The sequence below is a fragment of the Bullifex sp. genome, assembly GCF_034103065.1.
Classification (GTDB): domain Bacteria; phylum Spirochaetota; class Spirochaetia; order Sphaerochaetales; family Sphaerochaetaceae; genus Bullifex.
Genome location: NZ_JAXEGN010000047.1, coordinates 1 through 21,748 on the forward strand (window position 1 = coordinate 1; position 21,748 = coordinate 21,748).

The following is a 21,748-nucleotide window of genomic DNA, read 5'->3' on the forward strand; positions in this document are numbered from 1 at the left end:
CAAATAAATCTCCAGAACCAGGGTATGAAGCATTGATTTTTTCAAAGCTATTAATTTTTATACTTTTACGATCATATACAATATTTGCTAATTTACCACTCTCTAAACAAACAGATGTTAAAACGACTAGGCTACTAGTTAAATCACTTATTCTATCAATAATAACTTTAATATCTTCAATGGAAAAAATACCTTTAAAAGGATAATTTGTAATTAAACAAGATTCGGTCATATTAGGAGTAATAATATTTGCTTTTTTTATTAAATCCTTCATGTATAGAATATTACTTTCATCAAAACCTTGATAAAGCTTTCCATCATCTCCAAGTACTGGGTCAACAAGAATAGTACAATTGTAAGTTGAAAAAATTTGTTTAGCTAAATTATATTGTTCAAATGATGATAAGTACCCACTATAAATTGCATCAAAGGAAAAATTATTTTTTTTAAAGTTTTCAAATATTATTTCACATTCCTTTTGTAAGTCCTTAATAAAGAAATTATCAAAACCATCACTTTGAGTTGCAAGTAATGATAAAGGTAAGACAGCTGTATCAATATCTAAGGACTCTAATACAGGAAGTGAAATATTAATACTAGCCTTTGTATATGCTGTAAAATCTTGAAGAACTAAAGCTCTCTTTTTCATATTATGAATATTATTAGTTTTATTTTAGAACTTCAATCTGATATAATGAAACCATGTTACATAAATCAATTTCACAAATTAATACAAATTGCGATTTAGTCAAAGAGCGACTTAATCACTATATTTTATCGGCATCAGGCTTAAGAGCAGTTTTTGCCTCTAGTGGAAATGAAGAAGATCCAGTAAGGACAATCTGTGACGAAGATAAAGTAATAGTTGTTACTATTGCTAGAGCATTTGATGAATTTATTAAAGCAAAAGGTAAAAGTGTAATTGTAGGACAAGATGCTAGACCTACTGGTTATGCACTTTCACTTTTAACAATTAAAGCACTTATTTCACTTGGTCAGGATGTAAAATACCTTTATATTTCTGCCGCTCCTGAAATAATGGCACAATCACACAACTACGATTACTTTTATTACATTTCAGCATCACACAACCCTATTGGTCATAATGGTTTTAAGTTTGGCTATAAAGGTGGAGTTTTCTCAAAACCAGAGGCAGAAGAAATTATTTCAATTCTAAGAAGAATGATTTCATCTCCTGATGTTGTAGAGAAAGCAAAGGAATTAATAAGTAGCTGTCCACAAGAAAAACGTAATGAGTGTTTAGTAAATCTTGAAAAAGAGAAATATTCAGCTCTCGAGTTCTATCGCTCATTTGTATTAAAAACTGCAGATTTACCAAGTGATTTCAAAACTGATGTAGGCATTGTTGCAGACTTCAATGGTTCTGCAAGAGCTGCAAGTATTGATAGAACACTTTTTAAGGAAATGGGTATTAAATTTTCAGCTATTAATGATGTGGTTGGTGATGTTAAACATGCTATTGTTCCAGAGGGTGAAAACTTAATTCCTGTAATGCAATATCTAGAAAAAATGCATAGTGAAGACCCAAGTTATACTCTCGGATATACTCCTGATAACGACGGTGATAGAGGTAACTTTGTATATATTACAAGAGAAGGAAAAGGTAGAATCTTAGAGGCACAAGAAGTATTTGCACTGGTTGTTACAATTGAAGTTGCTTCTCTTGCTAAGAAGGGTATTACAAACATTGCTGTCGCTGTAAATGGTCCAACTAGTGAAAGAATTGATAAAATAGCTAGTACCTTTGGAGCTAAAGTTTTCAGAGCTGAAGTTGGGGAGGCAAATGTAGTAAACCTTGGACAAGAATTAGTTGACAAAGGTTATACTGTTAAAGTATTAGGTGAAGGTAGTAATGGTGGTAACATTACTAAGCCTGCAAGCGTTAGAGACCCTCTTAATACTGCATTTACCTTCTTAAAACTGCTATCTGATAAATCATTATTTGACTACATTCTTGAAAAGCTAGGTAAATCATCTGAGGAAATATCATTAGATGCTCTGCTCGATGCACTTCCTCAATATACTACAACAGGAGCATTCTCTACTCTTGCTAAAATGCAGGTTAAGAGTAAGGATTGGGCACAAATAAAACTCAATTATGAAAAACTCTTACAAGATACCTTTGATAAAGAAATGAAAGGTAAAATTCCAGCATGCTCATTTTATAGAGTACTTCAAACAGAAGGAACTGTAGAAAGAGAAGGAATTGGCCCAGACTATAGAAGTCCTCTTGCAAAAGGTGGTCTAAAGGTTCAGTTTGTTGATTTCAATGGACAATCAATTGGTTATATGTGGATGAGGCCTAGTGGTACAGAACCTGTTCTTCGTGTTTTAGTCGATATTAAAGGTAAAAATGAAGTTCTCCACGATGAAATTTTAAAGTATCAAAGATCTTTAATAGAAAGATGTTAAAAACAATAGCTCCTAGGAAAAAAATACCTAGGAGTTTTTCATTTAGTTACCATACAATAAATTATTAAAAATAATTCTTTATACTTTTTCTATCTCAATGTTATAATTTTGTTATCCCAAAAACAAAAGGAGAAAGTTATGAGGAAATCTTTAATTATTGTTGTTTCTATTTTATCACTATTCATCCTCTTTTCATGTAATAATGGAATACCAGAAGCACCAGCTACAAAAACTGAATTTAAGGGAAAAACTTTCACTATTGATCTTTCTCCAGAATCAAGGACAATCGGAGAAAAAGGTATTCTATCTTTAATTATCAGCGAAGACGAAAAATCATTAGAATGGGTATTATCCGAACCAAAAGCAGATTCAGGGTTTAATGTTTATTCAGGAACATTTGAAGACATCACAATAACAAAAGATGAAGAAAGCATAAAAATAACATCAAGTGATGAATTAAGTATTGAATTACAATTTTCTGAATCAGGATACTCTATTAAATCTGAAGGTAAATTAAATGAAATTGTAATTAATACAACAGCAAAAGTAACACTTTCAACAATTTCTGATACATCAAAAATTGATTCCTTTATAGGTCATCAATTTTGGTTTGCAAATCCATCAACTGCAGGTTTATTAGTAATTGAAAAAGATCAAATTTCTTATAAATATTATTCAAACTACCTAGAAACTGAGTATTCTTGGTCTGGTGATGAAAAAATAAAATGGGATTGTGAAAATTTTGAAATACAAGGAAACTACCTAATTTGTATTATTCCTGAAGAAAATCCATATTATGGAACATACAAATTCAAGATTTTAAACGCAAATCAATTATTATTAGAAGATACTGAAATCGACAATATAAAGAAATTTAATATTGTAAAATAACAAGTATTATTATAGTTAAAGGCTTGAGCATCAACTCAAGCCTTTATAATCATTATCAAACAGAAAGACCAGCAATAGAAGCACCAAGGACTGGGCTATCATCAATTCTAACCATCTTGATAAATCTACCATGCTTCTTCTCTAAGAACTCATGGAGATAGATTTCTGTATACTTCTTTAAGAACTCTGTCTTATAGAAGGTTGTTCCATCAGCATTGATAATAACAGGGTATCTAGGATTTTTACCTGCATCAGTTTTAATTACAGCAGAAGAAAGGTTAACAGCTGTAAGTTTAGCAGCTCTTTCAATAACTGCACGAATTACAAGCCAAAGATTTAATGCATCTTCTTCATTACCTTCAACACACTTAACAAGGTCATAATCCATGTTATGGCACTTTTCAAGGTAGAAAGACATAGTAGTTGTTGTAAGTCCACCTTCAATTGCATTAAAGCGCTCAGCAAACTGCTTTGAAAAAATACCTTCTTCAATTGCTTTCTTAATTACAAATGTTGCAAAGCCACCAAGGTATGCTCCACTAATCATTTTTTCAAAGTGATATGCATTAGCATTCTTTGTAGTAGCAAAGTATTCTTTATCAAAATCACCAAGAGCTAAATCATAGTTGCCAGACTCAACGTTGATAATCTGCTTACCATTTTTTAAATTACCAAGCTTTGTGATAAGAGCATTATTCTCTGTATATGCAGTATTAGTACCAGTACCAAGAATAAAACCTACATAACCTGAAGCTGGGTCAGAACAACCAGCTTTAGTTGCAAGCAATGTAGCTACAGTATCATTTACAACACTAAACTTCTTATTTGATACATCATAGCCTCTCTCTTTAAGCTCATTTAATAATGATTGAGCAACAGGCATACCAACAACTTCAGGAGCCTTAATCTCTTTTGAGAAAATAATAGGAACACCATCATGTTCTGGGGTGATATTAGCAGCATAGCTAAAACAGAATCCTATTCTGTCACTCTTATCAATAAGACGCTCAACGTTATCAGCTAAGATACCAAAGAACTCTTTTGCACTTACTTCCTGCTTAACACCAGGCATACCAACCTTTCTAAAGTCAGAGATAACTGGCTTAAGCTCTTCATCAAAGGTAACTAAGCAAGTTCTGAAGTTTGTACCACCAGCATCAAGAACAATTACACTTTGTCCTGGCTGGATATCACAATCCTCACTTACAAAGGTTGGAATCATTTCAAGGGAACCACCTTTACCATCCAACCCCATTTTCATTTCTGCTAAAAATCCCTCGGTGAGCTTATCCATATCAACGCACTCTGGTGCTAAATTATGGCGCATCAGGAAATCATTAACGACACTCATTTGTTTCTCCTTATTTTAAACCTAACTTAATTGGCTTCATAGTTATAGCAGTTTCATTACAAAGCATTTGCTTAACACTCAGCTCAACACTTCGTTCACCAGAAACTCCTTTTCCTTCTAATATACCCTCAAAAGCCAGTGCTTCATCCATAGCCTTTCCACTTACTACAATGGAAACCTCTAATGTAAAGCAAATTGATGACCAATCAGAGAGTACTAATAAATCAATCCAGCTAGAAAGAGCACTCTTAGATGGAAAGATTAGCTTCATAGTTCCATCTAATACAGCATCCCCTTCTCTATACTCAGCGCCTTCAATTTGCTGAGTTGCAACAACAAGAAGTGGTGAAAAAGTACTTCTTGCACTCTTTAGCAGTTTTGAGTACCAACTGTCTGCAGCTTCCCCCTTCAGAGCAGTGGTAAACTGTGCTAAATCAGATCGATTATATGAGAGCTTATACATGAGGTTATCACTACTTGTATCCTCAAGACTTACTCCTGGTAATTCAATACGTGGTACAGTTGAATTTGCAGCAACTGCACAAAATGTACCATTATAAAGTGCATTAAATGCATATGAAACGTCTTCAATCTCAATTGCACAAAGACTACATAGAGCAACAGTCATTATGGCAAAATAGCTGATAAGACGTTTACGCATTAGGCCCTCTCTAAACTTTCTTCAAACTTTCCAATTTCTTTTTCTGCTTTGCTTTCATCTACTTTATATAGTAAAACCCCACCTACAGCAAAGAGAAGAATAAGAGAAAGAATACCTATTCTATTTGATTTAGTAATCAAAGTAACAAAACCAACTAAAAATGGTCCAATAATAGCTGCAAACTTACCAAGCATATTAAAGAATCCAAAGAACTGCGCACTATTATCTTTTGGAATTAGTCTTGTGTAATATGATCTACTTAATGCTTGAATACCACCTTGGAATAAACCAATTAAGATAGCAAGTAAGTAGAAATGAATTTCTTTGGTCATAAATACGCCTAAAAGAGCAATGATACAATATGCAACTATTGCTACTAAAATTGCATTTTTAGTTCCAATCTTTTTACCAAAGGTATTGTATAGCAGTGCGGCTGGGAACGCTACAAATTGAGTAATAAGAAGTGCAACAATTAATGAAGATGATGAAAAACCTAAAGATGTTCCATAGTCTGTTGCCATTCTAATGATTGTATCAACCCCATCAATGTAACACCAATATGCTACTAAAAATAGTGTTGTAGTTTTTAAGAATTTTAAACTTTTTAATGTTGTTGCAATATTCTTTGCACCAGTTTTGCAACTTTCACTAATCTTTGTTTTCTTTCCATCATTATCCTCTTTGACAAACAATAATAGTGGAATTGAGAAAACTAACCACCAAATACCAACTGTTAAAAATGAAATTTTAACAGCTTCAACACTACTTGAAATACCAAACATATTTGGCATTAAGTACATTAAAACGTTGATTAAGAAGAGTAAACCACCACCAATGTAGCCTAAACTAAATCCTAATGCTGATACAAAATCTACTTTTTTATCAGAAGCTACACAAGGAAGTAGTGAATCATAGAAGGTATTACCACCTGAGAATCCAATACATGCAACTACATAAAATAGTATTGCAAGTCCCCACTGTCCTGATTTCAATAGCCACAAACAAGAAGTCATCAAAGCACCTAAGAATGCAAAGAATATTAAGAACTTCTTTCTATAACTTCCACTATCAGCAATAGCACCTAAAAATGGAGCCATAACTGCTACAACCAATGATGCAGTTGAGTTTGCAATTCCTAAAAAGAATGTTGAAACCGATGCATCTTGACCAAGTGACCAATATTCCGAAAAGAAAATAGGGAAAAAAGCAGCCATTACAGTTGTTGCAAAAGCACTATTTGCCCAGTCATACAAAGACCATGAGATAATTTCTTTCTTTGAGTCCTGCATAAACACCTCTAAATGTGTATTGTAACACAGCTATTGATAATTTTAAAAATATAAAACCGGTAAAATAGCCATTTTTTAGTAAAAAGTTATATAGTTTTTACTCAATTTCGTTCTTGTCTTTAAGTTAAACACTATCGTTGTTCTCAAGCCTCAATTCATCTGATAAAATAATAGCTATGAATAAACCTTCAATATATTGGTATGACTTAGAAACCTTTGGAACAAATCCTCAAGTTGATAGAATTGCTCAAATGGCAGGAATTAGAACTGACCTTGATTTAAATATCATCTCAGATGAGATGGTAATTTACCAACGTCCTACTCCTGATTACCTTCCATCTATTGATGCATGTTTGCTTACAGGAATAACTCCTCAAAAGGCTATGGAAAAAGGGTTAGATGAAGTTGAATTTTTAAATAAAATCTTAAAGGAATTTATGGTTCCTAATACTACCGTTACAGGATTTAATTCAATTAATTTTGATGATGAGTTTATTCGTAACGACCTATATAAAAATCTATTTGACCCATATAGGAGAGAATACACAAATGGCTGTTCTCGCTGGGATATAATTAACTTAGTAAGAGCTTGCCATGATTTAGCTCCTGAAGGCATAAACTTTAACCATTTAACTGAAAATGGTAATACTTCATATAAATTAGTCCATTTAACAGAGGATAATAATATCGAGCAAATTGGTGCTCATGATGCTATGGTAGACGTTTATGCCACAATAAATGTGGCAAAGTTAATAAAGCAAAAACAACCAGGCCTTTTTGATTTCTACTTCAAAAACCACTATAAAAGTGAAATTAGAAAGCTAATTGATATTATTGACCATACCCCTATTTTATTAACTACAGTGAATTTTTCATCTCCAAATGGGTGTACTCGTCCTGTTAGTCCACTATTTATCAAGGATAATACTGTTTATGCATTTGATTTAACAAAGGATGCATCGGTTTTGCAGGAAGCAGATGAAAATGAAATCTTTACCTGTGAAGGAATCGTATATTTTGCTTTAAATAAAGCTCCATTTATTGCGCCTCTAAATGTATTAAAAAAAGGAAACAGAGCTTCACGACTAGGTATTTCATTTGAAACAATAGAAAGAAATCTTGCAATAATTAGAAAAGATAATTCTATTTCTCGTAAATTTGCTTTGAATAATCAAGAGTACTCAAAAAAAGGTTTAGACCCTGATTTACTATTATACGATGAAACATTTACATCCAAACGTGATATTTTAAATCTCGCTATAATTCAAAATACCAAGCCTGCAGATAAACTATATAAGAATATTATCTTTGACCAACCTAAATATCATGAGCTACTTTTTAGACAAGTTGCTAGAAACTGGCCTCACTTTTTAACTGATGAGCAGAAAACACTATGGAAGAATTTTTGTTCATCACGTCTATTACAGCCTCTTTCAACAGGTATTGATTACTTTACATATATGAGAAATATCGATGAAAAGTTAAATAGCAAAGCTGTCAGTGGTAAGGATAAATTAATACTTCTAGCACTCAAAGAGTATGGAGAAGCTATATATAATTATGCATTTACATAAAATGCAACAAAATGTTATATTTCGACTTTAGGAGTAAAAATGCTTACAAAGCTTAAAGATTATGAAAAACAACTCTCTGAGATGGATAAGAAACTCTCAGATAGCGAGTTTATGAAGGATATGAAAGCCTATACTCAGCTTACAATGGAGCGTTCTCATTTAGCTCCAATAGTTGAGACTATGCATCGTTTAGTAAAGATTGATGAAGAAATAAATGATGCAAGAGAGATGCTTAAAGGCGAAACAGATTCTGAAATGATTGAAATGGCTAAGGCTGAAATTTCAGAGCTTGAGAAAGAAAAAGAAAGTACAGAGAAAGAGTGTAAAATGCTCCTTATTCCACCTGACCCACTCGATGGCAAGAATATCATCATGGAAATTAGAGCAGGAACAGGTGGAGAAGAGGCTGCACTATTTGCTGCAGATCTCTTTAGAATGTATACCCACTATGCAGAAACTAAGAGATGGAAGCTTGAAGTAATGAGCTCAAATGAAACTGGAATTGGAGGACTTAAGGAAATTGTTGTCTCTATTTCAGGAAAAGATGTATATGCTTCTCTTCGCTACGAAAGTGGTGTTCATAGAGTTCAAAGAGTTCCTGAAACAGAATCAGGTGGTAGAATTCATACTAGTGCTGTAACTGTTGCAGTTCTTCCTGAAGCAGAAGAAACAGATATCGAAATTAGACAGGAAGATTTAAAAATCGATGTAATGCGTGCAGGTGGTCCAGGTGGACAGTGTGTTAACACCACTGACTCAGCTGTAAGAATTACTCACCTTCCAACTGGTATTGTTGTTATTCAGCAAGATGAAAAGTCTCAAATAAAGAATAAAGCAAAAGCTCTTAGAGTACTTAGAGCTAGACTTTATGACATGGAAGAGGCTAAAAAGCAAAAGGAAAGAGCTGAAGCAAGAAAGAGCCAAGTTGGATCAGGTGATAGATCTGAAAGAATTAGAACATATAACTTCCCTCAAAATCGCTTAACCGACCATAGAATTAACTTAACTCTTTATAAATTAGAGCAAGTTATGAATGGGGATTTAGAGGAAGTAATTGAAGCTCTAAAGATTGCATCTGGTGAGCAAGCTTTAAAAGAAGCATGAGACTAAATGATGCAAAAAAAGAAATAATCGCTATTTTAAGTAACAATAGCGATGTTGAAAATGCTCCAAGAGAGTTTTCTATTATCGCAGAATTCTCTCTTGGAATATCTAAACTTGACCAAATTATTAAACCCGATATTGAAATATCTTCAAGTGATTACCAAAAATTACTCGAATGTGCAAATCAAAGATTAAACCATACTCCCCTATCATACATCACTCAAAAGCGTGAATTTTTCGGCCTTGATTTTTATGTCTCTGAAAATACATTAATTCCTCGTCCTGATACAGAAACACTTGTTGAAGAAGCACTTAATGAATTAAAGAATATTCCATGCCCTGATGTATTAGACCTATGTACAGGAACAGGAGCTATTGGAATTGCAATAAAAAGTAATATTTCTTGCACCTTAACACTGTCTGATATAAGTGAAGAGGCATTAAAAATTACTAAAAAAAATGCACACTCTCTAATCAATGATGATTGCACAATTATATGCTCTGATTTATTTGCCAAAATATCAAAGAAATTTGATATCATTGTCACTAACCCACCTTACCTAACTCAAGAATGGTATTCAATTGTTACTGATGAAGTAAAAAAAGAACCAAAGAGTGCATTAGTTAGTGATAATAATGATGGCTTAGATATAATAAGAAAAATTATCATTCAAAGCCCTAACTACCTTAAAAATGGTGGTTTTTTGATGATAGAATGTGACTATCGACAAACAGCACTTTGTGCTAAACTACTTAGCAAGGCTGGATTTAAAGAGATAAAAATCGTAAAAGATCTTGCAAACAAAGAGCGAGTTGTAAGGGGTACATATTATGCATGATGATCTGTTGAGAGTGTTCACCCAAAAGGCATATCAATATAGCACTGAGGACCAAAAGAAAATTTGTGCTGCAGCAATCTATGCTGATAGACTGCATGGAGACCAAAAAAGAAAAAGTGGAGAACCATATATCATCCACCCACTTGCGGTAGGCACTATATTAATTCAACTCGGAATGGATAGAGATACCATCTGTGCAGGACTTTTACACGATGTTGTTGAAGACACAGAATGTACACTTGAAGATTTAGAGAGAGACTTTGGAAAGGAAGTTGCCATCATGGTTGATGGAGTTACGAAAATTTCAAAGCTAAAAAGTGAATCAAAGAGTCTTCAAGAAGCTGAAACCATCAGAAAGATGTTCTTTGCAATGGGTAAAGATATGAGAGTTATTATCATCAAGCTCTCAGATAAGCTTCACAACATGAGAACTCTTGGAGCACTAGCACCTCAAAGGCAAAAGGAAATTGCCCAAGATTGTCTTGATATCTTTGCCCCACTTGCAGGTAACTTAGGTATTTCATGGTTAAAAACCGAACTTGAAGATTTATCTCTTAAAACACTAAAGCCAGATACATACCAATACATTAATGACTTTTTGCTTTCTAAAAAAAGTGAATATAATGCATATTTAAAAAAGGTTCAAAACGACCTATTAAAGGCTTGTGCTAAAGTTGGAATTACTAACGTTCAAATTAAAGGTCGTGTTAAGCACGTTTACTCTGTATATTTAAAAATTAAGAGAAGAAAAAAGGAAATTGATGAAATTTTTGATATCTTAGGTGTACGTGTAATTTGTCAAAGTGTTACAGAATGCTACACTATCTTAGGTATTATTCACCAAACCTGGCACCCAATTGAAGGTAGATTTAAAGACTACATTGCAATGCCAAAGACCAATAACTATCAGTCTTTACATACTACTGTTTTAGGTCCAGATGGAAAACATCTTGAAATTCAGATTAGAACCCAAGAAATGGACAAAACAGCTGAGGAAGGTGTTGCTGCACACTGGTCTTATAAAGCCTCTTCAGGCAGTGAAGCTGGTGCTTGGAAAAACTATGACCAAATTAACTACAATAAAATAATTACCAAAATTAAGAATTGGTCCAAGGAAATTGAGCAAAATGAAGATTACATGGATGAAATTAAGAATGAGCTCTTAAAGGATTCTATTGTTGTATTCACACCTCAAGGTAGAGTAATTGAACTACCTGTAGGAGCAACCGCCTTAGACTTTGCATATAAAATTCATACAGAGGTTGGTAACCATTGTACTGGTGCAAAAGCAGATAGCGCTATTATTCCACTTAATAAACCACTTGAAAATACTCAAGTAGTTGAAATTCTAACAAGCCCTGCTGCCCATCCTCACCACTCTTGGCTTGAATATGCAAAAACTCCTTCTGCAAAGAAGAAGATAATGGCATGGCTAAATAAAAATCTATCAGACAATGTTCCTCAAATAAGTGATAAAAAGAAAGATGATGATAAAAAACAAGAGGAAATCAAGCCATTAATTCCTATTATGCAGGGCATTAAGTTTGTTCCAACTGATAAAAATACATCATCTGTAATCATCAGCAATGAAAGTAACATTCTTTTTGATTTTGCAAAGTGCTGTAACCCAGTTCATGGAGATGAAATTGTAGCATACGTAACTCGTGGTAGAGGATATGTCATTCATAGAAAAGATTGTAAAAATCTTAAAAATATGAGTGAAGTTGAAAAACGTTTAGTACCTGTTGTTTGGGATTCAAATGAGCTTGTCAGACGCTTTAAAGTTACAGCTAAAATGAATGCAGAACTTTTTGGAGAAATTGATGGAGCCGTTAAAAAGCAAAATGGACGCTTAATATCTGGTTCTCTCGATGTAGCACCAGAAGGTTTAGTAGGAACCTTTACAATTAGTGCCTCAAGCGAAGTCGATTTAAGAAAGATGGTAACAGCCATTAGAGCGCTACCATCTATTATCCGAATTCAAGGCTTCTAAGATTCTATTACTCTTATTACTTCCGGTAGGAGTTGCTTCTTTCTTGAGAGCACTCCTGGAAGTGAGAAGATACACGGCATTAATTCTTCATATGCAAAACGATAATTAAGCTTATAATTAGTAGTCATTAACACACTTTCACTTGAAAGAACGTTAGTAACAAGTAACATTGCCCAATCAAGAGCATCATTTAATCTCTTCTTTTCAAGCTCAGCTAAATATGATTTGCTCATTTCATTTACATCTTGAAGAGTTGTAACCTCAATTTGCCCTATTCCAAACTTAATTCCATTTTCGCTATAAACCTTAAAATCTGAAGAAATAGCTACATCTGGCTTTTGAGAAGTAAGTGTAGAGCCTTTACTGAATAATTCTTTTCCAAACTCTTCAAAGTCTACCTTAGCAATGTCAGAAAGAATCTTAACAGCATAACGATCAAGACTTGTGGTAGTAGGACTTTTTAGCATAACGGTATCGGAAGCAATACCAGCAAGTAAGACCTTGGCAGTCAAGGCATCTATTTCTTGATTGTATCTACCAAACTGCTCAAAGACAATTGTACAAGTTGAACCAACGGGTAGTGCTGTTATTGCAATAGGGTTACGAGTCTTTGGGGCATCAAGTCTATGGTGGTCAATAATTTCTACAATTTCAGCATCTTCAATACCATTTACAGATTGAGATGCTTCATTGTGATCAACCAAGATAATTTTTGCTCTAGGACGCTCTAAGAAACATCTTCTAGTAATAAAACCAGTAAAGATACCATTTTCTCTATCAAATACAGGAAGGCCACGTTTATCACTATCCGCTAAAATACCTTTTGCAGTATCAAAAAGCATATCTTTTGTAATGATAGGTTCCTTTGAATCACGAAGTAGTGTATCAACTCTAACAGATAATCTTAAAAGTCTAATTGTCTCCGCAGTATCCTCATGAGATGCATAAACAAAACCTTTAAAAGATGAAAAATCAATATTCTCTAAACTATCCTCTTCAACACCAGTTAATATGATTCCAGGAATTTGTTCTTTAATTGCTTCACTAATGTGATCATTTCTACACCCTACCACTAGCAAAGGCTTTTCTTTACACTCCTTAAGCCTTTTCTTAAAGACGGAAAAACGCATAGCACCAACCATAATTGGAGCAACAAATTGATCTTTTTCACCTCTTTTAATTACAAAGCCCTTAACTACTCTTCTAATATTACTCATATCAAGGTTATATACAGGCCGAGAATCATAATTTTCTCTTAAAAAGTATTTATTTATATCATCAACAGATAATAGACCTCTGAACTCACCATCCTTCATAATAGGAACAACAGATGGATTTGTTTGGTTATACATATTTACTAGTTCATAAATAGGATCTTCTGGCTCTAGTATTAATGTTGGTCTCTTGGTAACATCTCTTACCTTAGAAAAGGTATCCTTTAAAATAGTAAGTGGTTTTAAGCCTAAACGTTCAAAGAGTCCCTTAGAAAGTCTATTCATAGCGCCTAGGGCACAAGGTATATATTCATTCTCTTTATCTATCTTGTTTTTTAATACAGCATATGAATAAGCTGCAGCAATTGAATCCATATCAGGATTCTTATGTCCTGTAATGTATATCTTTGACATCTTCACCTTCTTATTTGCTACATGATACAATGAAGCAAAATTATTAACAAGGAGATAAAAATAATGCCTAAAGTTGTAGTGGCTAATGATCATGGTGCAGTTGAATTAGCTCAAAGATTAATTGAACATTTAAAAGAAAGAGGCTATGAGGTTACATACTTAGGAATAGATAAAATCGAAAGTGTTGATTATCCAGATAAAGCTAAAGAAGCTTGCCAAGAATATCTAAAAGGAGGCTATGAATTTGGTATCGTGCTTTGTGGAACAGGTATTGGTATTTCCATTTCAGCAAACAAGATTAAAGGAATTAGATGCTCTCTTTTAACAGATTGTTACTCAGCAGAGATGACAAAAAGACATAACAATCCTAACTTTATTGCATTTGGGGGTCGTGTTGACTACAAAGATGATCCAGTAAAGATGCTCGATAGCTTTATTGATGCAAAGTTTGAAGGCGGTAGGCACCAAAAAAGAATCGATAAAATGATGGCATTGGAAGGTTAACAATTAGGGGCAATTGCTTGCCCCTATTATATTATTTCATGTAATCTCTCTGACTGCTCCCACGGGCAAGCTCGTGGGGTTCTGATTACCAAGTGTAGCTTGTAATCGTACATCATTTTCAGACTTTGGAGTTACAAGTGTAAGTCTATTTGAATCAGGACTTTCATTACCAAGCAGTCCTACGACCACATTAGCGGTAAATTTCTGCTTTTCAGCAAGGAAGTACAGTCAATCTCCCTGTTATCATTTTATACAAATATTATATATTTCATCTTCTTATATATAAAGTAAAAAGTGGTGGCTTTCATCCCACATTCAAGCGTGTGGGTTTTTCGCCACAAATTTATAACTTCCTCTAAGGTAGAAATCAAGCTTCAAGAAAGAGAATGTAATATTAAATTTATTAGTAAACCAATCATATTGGCATCCTATTTCAAAGGCTCTTTCTCTTCTTCCATGTATTGGAGTTCCAATAGTCACAGGAGTAATATTTAAATAAGCTCCACTTGGTAAAACTCTACCATCTACATCTGATACAATTAAGCCTGCACCAACAAGAGTATTAATACTACTTCCGGCGACTTTTGTTGCAGTAGAACGCTGTCCCATTATTGCAAATGCAAGGCCAAGCTGTAATTCATTATCAGAAAACACATTTGGAGTAACTTCACTAACACCACCCACAACTAGCTCTAAACGATCTGTTAAACCAATTGTAGAACCATAGTAAAGGCTCAAAGAATTAGCCTTCTTAAAGTTTGTGTAGTGACCAAAACCTAGAGAAATATCAAAGTGGTCGCCAGCAAAAAGAGGAAGCGAAAGGGTTATTAACAATAATACTACTAAAATTTTCTTTTTCATTATCTTCCTCCAAATAAGAATGTCATATTAAATAGTTCAATTCCCCACCCTGCATAGTTAAAATTTTTATCAAAATAAACCATAGGGGAGAAAAAATCATATACATATTGAGTATCATATAGGTGAACTAAATCAAAACTAATTGTCCAATAAGGTTCAAATGATCTATCCCAAAGTACTCCAGCACCTAGCCCTGGAGCATAGGCCATGTTATTGATAAACATGAACTCAAAGATATGATTTGAAAAAACTATAGGATATGCTGATAGCTTTAAATCAAGAGAATTTAAACCAATAGTCAAAGACTTATCATTTCCAAAGCCCGCATTTGCTGTAAGTAGTAGTTGCTTTGAAGTAGAAAGGTCAGCAACACCTTTGATATTTACACTTGCACTTTCAAGCTTTCCAGATAACCCAGAAGTACTTATTCCATATCCAAGTGAAAAAGCATGCAATGATGAAAGTGTTAATAAAACTAAAAGTAGTGATAATAATCTCTTTTTCACGATTAGCCTCCATAGTATGAGAAGAGATAATTAAATACATTACCCTTCTCCTTTTTTAGTTTAATTGCTTCATCAAGAGTTAATACCATCATGTCACGACTTATATCATTAACCTGCTCTAAGGATGATGAGGCAAATTCATTACTCTTAATTACTAAAGCAATTTCAAAGGATGACTTCATAGATCTATAGTTGAAGTTTGCAGATCCAATTACTGTATATAATCCATCAATTACTGCTAATTTTTGATGTAATAATGCATTATTATGTGCTCTTCCAGAGAATTCATAGTAAACCTCAAAGCCCGCTTCAACAAGGCGATAATAATCATAGTAGAGTGCCTTTTGAACATAATCACGGCTATCAATTGGAAGATACATCTTAACCTTTACACCACGAGCAACTGCCGCCTTCAAGCATTCAAACATATTATTATCAAGTAATGCCATATATGGGAGCATCACAATCTCTTTTTCAGCACCATTAATTAATGAAGAGAAGAGAGCAGACATTGAGGCATTAGTACCAGGACCTTGGTTAAATAAATATCCCTCTAAATTTAGCTTTTCACTTTCATCAACATAAGAGTCAAAGTCACTTCTATCCATCTTGTCTGTTGCAGATATTTGGTTCCAAATTGTTACAAACTCATCTGTTAAAGCCGATGCAAGATTAGATGAGTTAAAAACATACATACTATCTTTTTGTAAATCGATAACATCATCACTTCCAAGAGAGATATAATTCATATTCATGCCACCAAGTACAGCAGTCTTTCCATCTACTACAACAAGTTTTCTATGATCTCTAATAATCAAATTCTGAGGAGCAATTATTCTTAAAATGCTCATTGGAGCATATTCAATTAAATGAACTCCACTATCCTTCAGAAAATATAGAGGATACATGTACTTCTTACTCTCAGTCATATCAAGAGAGGAAACTGCATCAAGAATTACATAAACATCAACTCCACTTTCTGCTTTTTCAGCAAGAGCAGTATAAAAATCATCTAGCCCTTCACAGCCACTACCAAGGAAAGTTGAAATCAAAATATAGTCTTCAGCTTCTTTAATTAGCTCTGTGTACCTAGCTAAGAATTCTTTAGCTTCGAAATAGCACTCAGGGGTAGGAAGATCAATTTTAGTTGCACCACCATACATAAGCTTTCCTTCAATACTAATTGAAGGGTTTGTGTAAGGTTCACTAACAAAAGGCTTTGTACTACTTACACAGGAAGTAAGTAACAAAGGTAAAAGTAAAAATAAAATAAACTTTTTCATCACTTTCTCACACTAGGAAAAATAAAAGGATTTGGAAGGAGATCACTAAATAACATTTGTTTTCTCACTCCATTAACTGAAACAAGAATAATCTTTGTATCTTTTTTTGCAAACTCAGCTAATACCTGTAAGCAATTTGCACAAGGTGGAGCTGGAGGATCATCATCTGAATAAACTAAGAGAGTATCAATTCCAATTATTCCCTCTTCTGCAATTGCATGTAGTATTGCATTTCTCTCAGCACAAATTGTAGCACCATAGGAAGAGTTTTCAACATTGCATCCAGAATATATTCTACCAGTTGCAGCACTAAGAACAGCTGCACCAACTTTAAATTTGGAATAAGGGGCATAAGCATGGTCTCTAGCATATGAAGCAGCTTCTTCCATTTTCTTTTCAACAAAAGAATCACTCATTCGTCTTTTAAGAGGAACTATATAATTTGCACCATACAAAATTCCATCAGCATTTGAAGTACTATCTTGGCTTATAATTTTATCTAACTCTTCAGGACTATTAAAACTACCAACAGCTCCAAGATCAGAAACAATAACATCTGCACCTTGAGATGCAAGCTTATCAAAGCTTTCTGTACCAGTTACAGCTAATACCCTCATGTTAGCCTTCTTACCGGCTCTAACTCCAAATAAGCTATCTTCAACAACTAAACACTCACTTGGATCAATGCCTAGATTTATTGCTGCATTTAAGTAAATATCTGGTTCTGGTTTATTTCGCTTTACACTCTCACCGGAAAATACAGCATCAAAATCATCTTCACTTAACCCAATTGCTTTAATATTAACTAATACTTTCCATCTAGGAGCTGATGAGCAGAGTGCTGTTTTTACTCCAGCCTTTCTAGCTCTTTTAACAATATCTATACCAGGAAGAGCTGGTTTTGTTTTATTTAATAACTCTTCATAGTGATTTTTAAAATAGTTTGATGCATCATCATAGTCAAGGTGGTAACCTTTTGCTCTACTTGGACCTTCAAAGAACTTTCTTTCACCTCCACCTAAATGAGGTAAAAAATCATCGTGAGTAATATTTACATTCTTTGATTTAAAGTAATTAACTCCAACACTTATTGATACCTCTTCACTATCACAAAGCACTCCATCCATATCAAACAAAATAGCATTAATCATCTATCACACCTCTAAGTCAATAAAAGCTATGCATGTTGCATAGCTTTTGTATCATTTAACTTATTTCAAGTCAACGTATTGCTTTAACAAACCGTCCATCACCTTCTATACCAAGGTACATGTTATCACCCATGATAAGGCGACCCCTTAAATAAGTCATCATTACCTTACCTTGTACATTTATTCCATCGTATGGAGTATAGTCACTTGCAGAGTGTGTTGTTTCCCTTGAAAGAGTCCATAGATAGTCAGGATTAAAGATTACAATATCAGCATCACTACCTTCTCTTAGAACACCTTTTTGAGGATAAAGCCCAAAGTACTTTGCAGGACCTGTAGATAAAAGATTTACAAGCTCATTAACTGTAAGCTGCTCACCTTGAGCTACTAGAGAGTATACGAGAGTAAGTATTTCCTCAGTTCCAGGAATTCCAGGATAAATTGTTCTTGTATCGCTACTCTTTAGCTTCTGAGCATATGTAAATGCACAGTGGTCAGATGCTACAACTTGAATTTCTCCATTACAAAGTGCCTCTTGTAGAGCTAAGTTATCTTCCTTAGTTCTTAGAGGAGGTGTCATTACATAAAGTGGTCCCATTGGACCATCAAGCTTACTTCTATCTAAGAATAGATAGTGAGGTGTTGTTTCAACAATTACCTTTAATCCTCTATCACGAAGTGAACGTACTACATCTAAACCAGCTTTAGAAGATAAGTGAACAACATATAAATCAACACCAGCTTCAAGTGCGATAGAACCAACGTACTCTATTGCACGGGCTTCTGCAATTGAAGGACGAAGATCAGCATGGTCATGAGGAGTAAAGGTTCCCTTCCAATTATTAGAAATTTCTTCAATAGTTTTATCATCCTCACAGTGAACACTAATCATAAGACCAAGTTCACCACACATTTTAAAAATAGATTTTAGCTCATCTCTATTTTCAACTAAGTAACCAACATTTTTATATGTAGTAAAGAGCTTAATAGTACCAACTCCAAGTTCCTTTAACTGCTTAAGCTCTTCCTTTAAGCCTTCTCTATAGCCATATACACCCTGGTGTAAAGCAAAGTCTATGCTCATCTCTTTGCCCATGGCATTAATACGCTCCTTCGAGCATTTTGCAAGATTTACTTTATCATCATCGGCAAAGTCAACGACTGTTGTTACACCACCGAAGGCTGCCAACCTACTACCTTCTCTAAATGAGTCTGCTGTAACAGTTCCTCTTGAAATAAGGTGGTAGTGTGTATGTGCATCAATTAAACCTGGGAAAACTAGCATACCATCTGCATGGACGATATTAGCTTTCTCAGTAAGAGAATCCTCACTAATATGTGGTGCAATTTTAATAATCTTAGAGCCCTTAATAAGAATGTCGGCTCTTCTCTTCCACTCTGTATCTATCAAAAGACCATTTTGAATCAAAATATTACTCATACCTATATGATACTACAAAGATTTAGAGTCAACAAACTTTTTCTACTTATTCAAATATGCCAAAATACATATCAAGACACCTTTCTTTATTTAATGCTTTCCAAGTATTAGATAGTTTATAAATTGCATCATCCTTATTTTGAGGACTGTAATAAAGTGAGTAAAAGCCAGCAAATGAAATATCATCAAAAAGCTTCATTGCACACTCAGCACTCTCTTGATCTGAAATATAGTAGTACATTTGTCCTCTAGCCGATCTAAAACCACTTCCTTTTTCTTTATTAACTAAAACTATTACATCAACTTTTAATTTTTCAACCTTGTAACTACCAGCTGTAATTACTGATATAGGCTTCCAAGTTAATGAATATTTAATTAATTCTTTTGTAAGGATTAATGATTCATTCTTACGGGTAATCATTCCTGCATTAATGCCAGGTGAATCTAATATAAGATGTAGATAATCGATAAAAGGCATCATGCTAAAAGATGGACAATTGCTAAATATGTTATCATTTTCATCGAAGATACAAGGTAGAATGTGATTACTATTATCTTCAATTAGTAGGTATGAAGATGAATGATAATCACTCATATCTGAAGTATCAGTTGGAACAAAACAATTTTGTGCGCAATTAATTATTTTTGAAAGTGCATTAACTAAAATATATCCATTATTACTACATTCTTTATAGTTAACAAATGCTGCAAAAAAATTATCAAGAGCTTTATCTTTATCAAACTTTATAGGAAAGCAATAATCTCTATAGAATGTACTATCAATTGCTTCAAGATTGATAAATGGATATTTTGATTCACTAATTAATCCACTTTCCACTTCCTTTACATTCACATTTACTAATTCATTATTTTTTGAAATGTAGACATTTTCATCTTCTTTAATTAATAAGTCCTTAGAGACATAGCGATATTTCTTATCGCTATTTGGAAAGGTAACATCAAGATATACATAATGATTTTTATTAAAATATAAAGCTAAGGATGAAAAAATTATAAACCTATTTGTTTCCTTAGTTATTTCCTTTAACTTATATATAAAAGCATAGTATGGACCATAGAAACAAGAATAGCTATATGGTAACTTAACGTTAATATCACTATGCAAAAGAAATGAAAAAGAAAAGGAAATATCAAATAGCGCTTCTTCATTTGGTGGTACATAATCAAAAAACAATTCATCCCAAATACATGATCTTAATTTCTCTATCTCCCATAAATCTAATTTATATTCGATAAATACTTCCTTTTTGCCTTCTTTCTTATAAAGCTTTAGCTTTCGTTCACTTTCAATAAATATTACTTTCTCTATCTCTTCATCACCTTCAGTTAATGAAATTGTGAAAGTCTTAAACTTTTCTGTTCTGTTTTTATTATCAAAAGCAATTAAATAGGGCTTTTGTAATAACTTTCTTAGCGCATCAGATGCAACATTTAATTTTTGATTATCTTTAACCTCTCCTAATAATACTCTTTTACTTCCATCAGAAAAGGTAAGGCAAAGCATCCATATTCCATTTTTATAATCGGCATTTGAAAAAGCTTCGTATGAAAAAGAATTAAAATAGTTAAAAAGTTCAAAAACTATTGAGGGACGAATAAATAATTCTTCCTTTCTTGTCTCTTCAACTCTACTAGAAGTAGTTAAAATTTGTACAAAACCACTGCTATTAACTTTAATCTTTTCTGTAATCGTGTAGCCTTTTTCACCACCCTTATTTAAAGTGACGTCTGTTTCTAATGATATAATATTCATTTAATATTTAAATTTCTAATTAAGGCACCTGTACCATCACTCATTTCGGAAAAACCATTCTTTTGATAAAATGGTAAAACCTTTTTATCTTCTAGCATTACCTCGATATAGAGAAAGTCTTTATATTTTTCTTTAACGATATTTAACATTGTTGAAGCAATATTCATCTTTTGATGACTTGGTTTTACCAAAACATAGTTTATATATGCCATCATTGATGTATCATCTAGTACACGAATAAGGCCAACTAATTCATCCCCATCCCAAGCAGTAATTACGGTAGAGGAATTAAGAAGAGCTTTAAATAAGCGATCAGGGAAACGACCTGATAACCAATTTATTGATAAAAATAACTCTTCAACTTGCGTTTTAGTAAATATCTTTTCTTCAGTATATGTAATCATTTTTTCCTCTCAAAAAACAGTTCATTCTCTGTTGTTAAATCAGAACGGAAAGAAAAATTTA

At 33.4% G+C, this 21,748-nt stretch carries 20 protein-coding genes; 7 read left to right on the forward strand and 13 right to left on the reverse strand.

Going from position 1 to position 21,748, the window contains the following annotated elements:
* Nucleotides 1-649: bifunctional hydroxymethylpyrimidine kinase/phosphomethylpyrimidine kinase (locus tag SOY52_RS01860; protein WP_320847286.1), on the reverse strand; the 649-nt coding region annotated here is incomplete at its 3' end.
* Between the two features lie 53 nt (nucleotides 650-702).
* Between SOY52_RS01860 and SOY52_RS01865 the strand changes: the two genes are divergently transcribed.
* Together SOY52_RS01865 and SOY52_RS01870 are read left to right on the forward strand one after the other, a co-directional pair.
* Nucleotides 703-2,433, forward strand: a complete 1,731-nt coding sequence (locus tag SOY52_RS01865; protein ID WP_320847287.1) for a hypothetical protein — start codon at nucleotides 703-705, stop codon at nucleotides 2,431-2,433.
* Nucleotides 2,434-2,571: 138 nt separating this feature from the next.
* Nucleotides 2,572-3,324, forward strand: coding sequence for a hypothetical protein (locus tag SOY52_RS01870; protein ID WP_320847288.1), 753 nt, complete (start codon nucleotides 2,572-2,574; stop codon nucleotides 3,322-3,324).
* 55 nt (nucleotides 3,325-3,379) lie between these two features.
* Here SOY52_RS01870 and SOY52_RS01875 read toward each other — a convergent pair whose 3' ends face one another.
* Genes SOY52_RS01875 through SOY52_RS01885 form a run of 3 tightly spaced genes read right to left on the reverse strand, consistent with a single transcriptional unit; the run spans nucleotide 3,380 to nucleotide 6,625 of the window.
* Nucleotides 3,380-4,675, reverse strand: a complete 1,296-nt coding sequence (locus SOY52_RS01875) for a hexokinase (protein WP_320847289.1) — start codon at nucleotides 4,673-4,675, stop codon at nucleotides 3,380-3,382.
* A 10-nt stretch (nucleotides 4,676-4,685) separates the two neighbouring features.
* Nucleotides 4,686-5,336, reverse strand: coding sequence for a hypothetical protein (locus tag SOY52_RS01880; RefSeq protein ID WP_320847290.1), 651 nt, complete (start codon nucleotides 5,334-5,336; stop codon nucleotides 4,686-4,688).
* The gene (locus SOY52_RS01885; RefSeq protein WP_320847291.1) at nucleotides 5,336-6,625 is read right to left on the reverse strand and encodes an MFS transporter; all 1,290 of its coding nucleotides are present in this window, start codon (nucleotides 6,623-6,625) and stop codon (nucleotides 5,336-5,338) included. The genes SOY52_RS01880 and SOY52_RS01885 overlap by 1 nt, the downstream gene beginning before the upstream one ends.
* A 176-nt stretch (nucleotides 6,626-6,801) precedes the next feature.
* On the opposite strand from SOY52_RS01885, the gene sbcB reads away from it, so the two are divergent.
* From sbcB to SOY52_RS01905, 4 genes are read left to right on the forward strand one after another with little or no spacing between them, the layout of a single operon-like run.
* Entirely contained in the window at nucleotides 6,802-8,199 is a 1,398-nt protein-coding gene (sbcB, locus tag SOY52_RS01890; RefSeq protein WP_320847292.1) for an exodeoxyribonuclease I, read from the forward strand.
* A 39-nt stretch (nucleotides 8,200-8,238) separates the two neighbouring features.
* Entirely contained in the window at nucleotides 8,239-9,303 is a 1,065-nt protein-coding gene (gene prfA, locus SOY52_RS01895; protein ID WP_320847293.1) for a peptide chain release factor 1, read from the forward strand.
* A complete protein-coding gene (gene prmC / locus SOY52_RS01900) occupies nucleotides 9,300-10,142 on the forward strand; it encodes a peptide chain release factor N(5)-glutamine methyltransferase (protein WP_320847294.1) in 843 nt (280 codons plus the stop codon). Before prfA ends, prmC begins: the two co-directional genes overlap by 4 nt.
* Entirely contained in the window at nucleotides 10,135-12,135 is a 2,001-nt protein-coding gene (locus SOY52_RS01905; RefSeq protein WP_320847295.1) for a bifunctional (p)ppGpp synthetase/guanosine-3',5'-bis(diphosphate) 3'-pyrophosphohydrolase, read from the forward strand. The genes prmC and SOY52_RS01905 overlap by 8 nt, the downstream gene beginning before the upstream one ends.
* On the opposite strand, the gene SOY52_RS01910 is transcribed toward SOY52_RS01905, so the two are convergent.
* Nucleotides 12,132-13,763 (reverse strand): putative manganese-dependent inorganic diphosphatase, encoded by a 1,632-nt coding sequence (locus SOY52_RS01910; protein WP_320847296.1) that lies wholly within the window; start codon nucleotides 13,761-13,763, stop codon nucleotides 12,132-12,134. The genes SOY52_RS01905 and SOY52_RS01910 overlap by 4 nt on opposite strands.
* A 63-nt stretch (nucleotides 13,764-13,826) precedes the next feature.
* Between SOY52_RS01910 and rpiB the strand changes: the two genes are divergently transcribed.
* Entirely contained in the window at nucleotides 13,827-14,267 is a 441-nt protein-coding gene (rpiB, locus tag SOY52_RS01915) for a ribose 5-phosphate isomerase B (protein WP_320847297.1), read from the forward strand.
* Between the two features lie 36 nt (nucleotides 14,268-14,303).
* Here the strand turns inward: rpiB and SOY52_RS01920 are convergent, their stop codons facing one another.
* The 8 genes from SOY52_RS01920 to SOY52_RS01955 form a co-directional block, all read right to left on the reverse strand.
* Nucleotides 14,304-14,456, reverse strand: a complete 153-nt coding sequence (locus SOY52_RS01920) for a hypothetical protein (RefSeq protein ID WP_320847298.1) — start codon at nucleotides 14,454-14,456, stop codon at nucleotides 14,304-14,306.
* 126 nt (nucleotides 14,457-14,582) lie between these two features.
* The gene (locus tag SOY52_RS01925; RefSeq protein ID WP_320847299.1) at nucleotides 14,583-15,128 is read right to left on the reverse strand and encodes a hypothetical protein; all 546 of its coding nucleotides are present in this window, start codon (nucleotides 15,126-15,128) and stop codon (nucleotides 14,583-14,585) included.
* Nucleotides 15,128-15,634, reverse strand: coding sequence for a hypothetical protein (locus SOY52_RS01930; RefSeq protein WP_320847300.1), 507 nt, complete (start codon nucleotides 15,632-15,634; stop codon nucleotides 15,128-15,130). The genes SOY52_RS01925 and SOY52_RS01930 overlap by 1 nt, the downstream gene beginning before the upstream one ends.
* Before the next feature lie 2 nt (nucleotides 15,635-15,636).
* A complete protein-coding gene (locus SOY52_RS01935; RefSeq protein WP_320847301.1) occupies nucleotides 15,637-16,917 on the reverse strand; it encodes a phosphatidylserine/phosphatidylglycerophosphate/cardiolipin synthase family protein in 1,281 nt (426 codons plus the stop codon).
* Complete coding sequence (cdd, locus tag SOY52_RS01940) at nucleotides 16,917-18,068, reverse strand: cytidine deaminase (RefSeq protein WP_320847302.1); 1,152 nt, start codon at nucleotides 18,066-18,068, stop codon at nucleotides 16,917-16,919. The genes SOY52_RS01935 and cdd overlap by 1 nt, the downstream gene beginning before the upstream one ends.
* Nucleotides 18,069-18,138: 70 nt before the next feature.
* Nucleotides 18,139-19,509, reverse strand: a complete 1,371-nt coding sequence (locus SOY52_RS01945) for an amidohydrolase family protein (protein ID WP_320847303.1) — start codon at nucleotides 19,507-19,509, stop codon at nucleotides 18,139-18,141.
* Between the two features lie 46 nt (nucleotides 19,510-19,555).
* Nucleotides 19,556-21,283 (reverse strand): hypothetical protein, encoded by a 1,728-nt coding sequence (locus SOY52_RS01950; RefSeq protein WP_320847304.1) that lies wholly within the window; start codon nucleotides 21,281-21,283, stop codon nucleotides 19,556-19,558.
* The gene (locus SOY52_RS01955; protein WP_320847305.1) at nucleotides 21,280-21,687 is read right to left on the reverse strand and encodes a GNAT family N-acetyltransferase; all 408 of its coding nucleotides are present in this window, start codon (nucleotides 21,685-21,687) and stop codon (nucleotides 21,280-21,282) included. The genes SOY52_RS01950 and SOY52_RS01955 overlap by 4 nt, the downstream gene beginning before the upstream one ends.
* Nucleotides 21,688-21,748 lie beyond the last annotated feature (61 nt).

Coding starts and splice junctions, on each gene's coding strand:
- SOY52_RS01865 (WP_320847287.1), top strand. CDS start 703: ATGTTACATAAATCAATTTCACAAATTAATACAAATTGCGATTTAGTC.
- SOY52_RS01870 (WP_320847288.1), top strand. CDS start 2,572: ATGAGGAAATCTTTAATTATTGTTGTTTCTATTTTATCACTATTCATC.
- SOY52_RS01875 (WP_320847289.1), bottom strand. CDS start 4,675: ATGAGTGTCGTTAATGATTTCCTGATGCGCCATAATTTAGCACCAGAG.
- SOY52_RS01880 (WP_320847290.1), bottom strand. CDS start 5,336: ATGCGTAAACGTCTTATCAGCTATTTTGCCATAATGACTGTTGCTCTA.
- SOY52_RS01885 (WP_320847291.1), bottom strand. CDS start 6,625: ATGCAGGACTCAAAGAAAGAAATTATCTCATGGTCTTTGTATGACTGG.
- sbcB (WP_320847292.1), top strand. CDS start 6,802: ATGAATAAACCTTCAATATATTGGTATGACTTAGAAACCTTTGGAACA.
- prfA (WP_320847293.1), top strand. CDS start 8,239: ATGCTTACAAAGCTTAAAGATTATGAAAAACAACTCTCTGAGATGGAT.
- prmC (WP_320847294.1), top strand. CDS start 9,300: ATGAGACTAAATGATGCAAAAAAAGAAATAATCGCTATTTTAAGTAAC.
- SOY52_RS01905 (WP_320847295.1), top strand. CDS start 10,135: ATGCATGATGATCTGTTGAGAGTGTTCACCCAAAAGGCATATCAATAT.
- SOY52_RS01910 (WP_320847296.1), bottom strand. CDS start 13,763: ATGTCAAAGATATACATTACAGGACATAAGAATCCTGATATGGATTCA.
- rpiB (WP_320847297.1), top strand. CDS start 13,827: ATGCCTAAAGTTGTAGTGGCTAATGATCATGGTGCAGTTGAATTAGCT.
- SOY52_RS01925 (WP_320847299.1), bottom strand. CDS start 15,128: ATGAAAAAGAAAATTTTAGTAGTATTATTGTTAATAACCCTTTCGCTT.
- SOY52_RS01935 (WP_320847301.1), bottom strand. CDS start 16,917: ATGAAAAAGTTTATTTTATTTTTACTTTTACCTTTGTTACTTACTTCC.
- cdd (WP_320847302.1), bottom strand. CDS start 18,068: ATGATTAATGCTATTTTGTTTGATATGGATGGAGTGCTTTGTGATAGT.
- SOY52_RS01945 (WP_320847303.1), bottom strand. CDS start 19,509: ATGAGTAATATTTTGATTCAAAATGGTCTTTTGATAGATACAGAGTGG.
- SOY52_RS01950 (WP_320847304.1), bottom strand. CDS start 21,283: ATGAATATTATATCATTAGAAACAGACGTCACTTTAAATAAGGGTGGT.
- SOY52_RS01955 (WP_320847305.1), bottom strand. CDS start 21,687: ATGATTACATATACTGAAGAAAAGATATTTACTAAAACGCAAGTTGAA.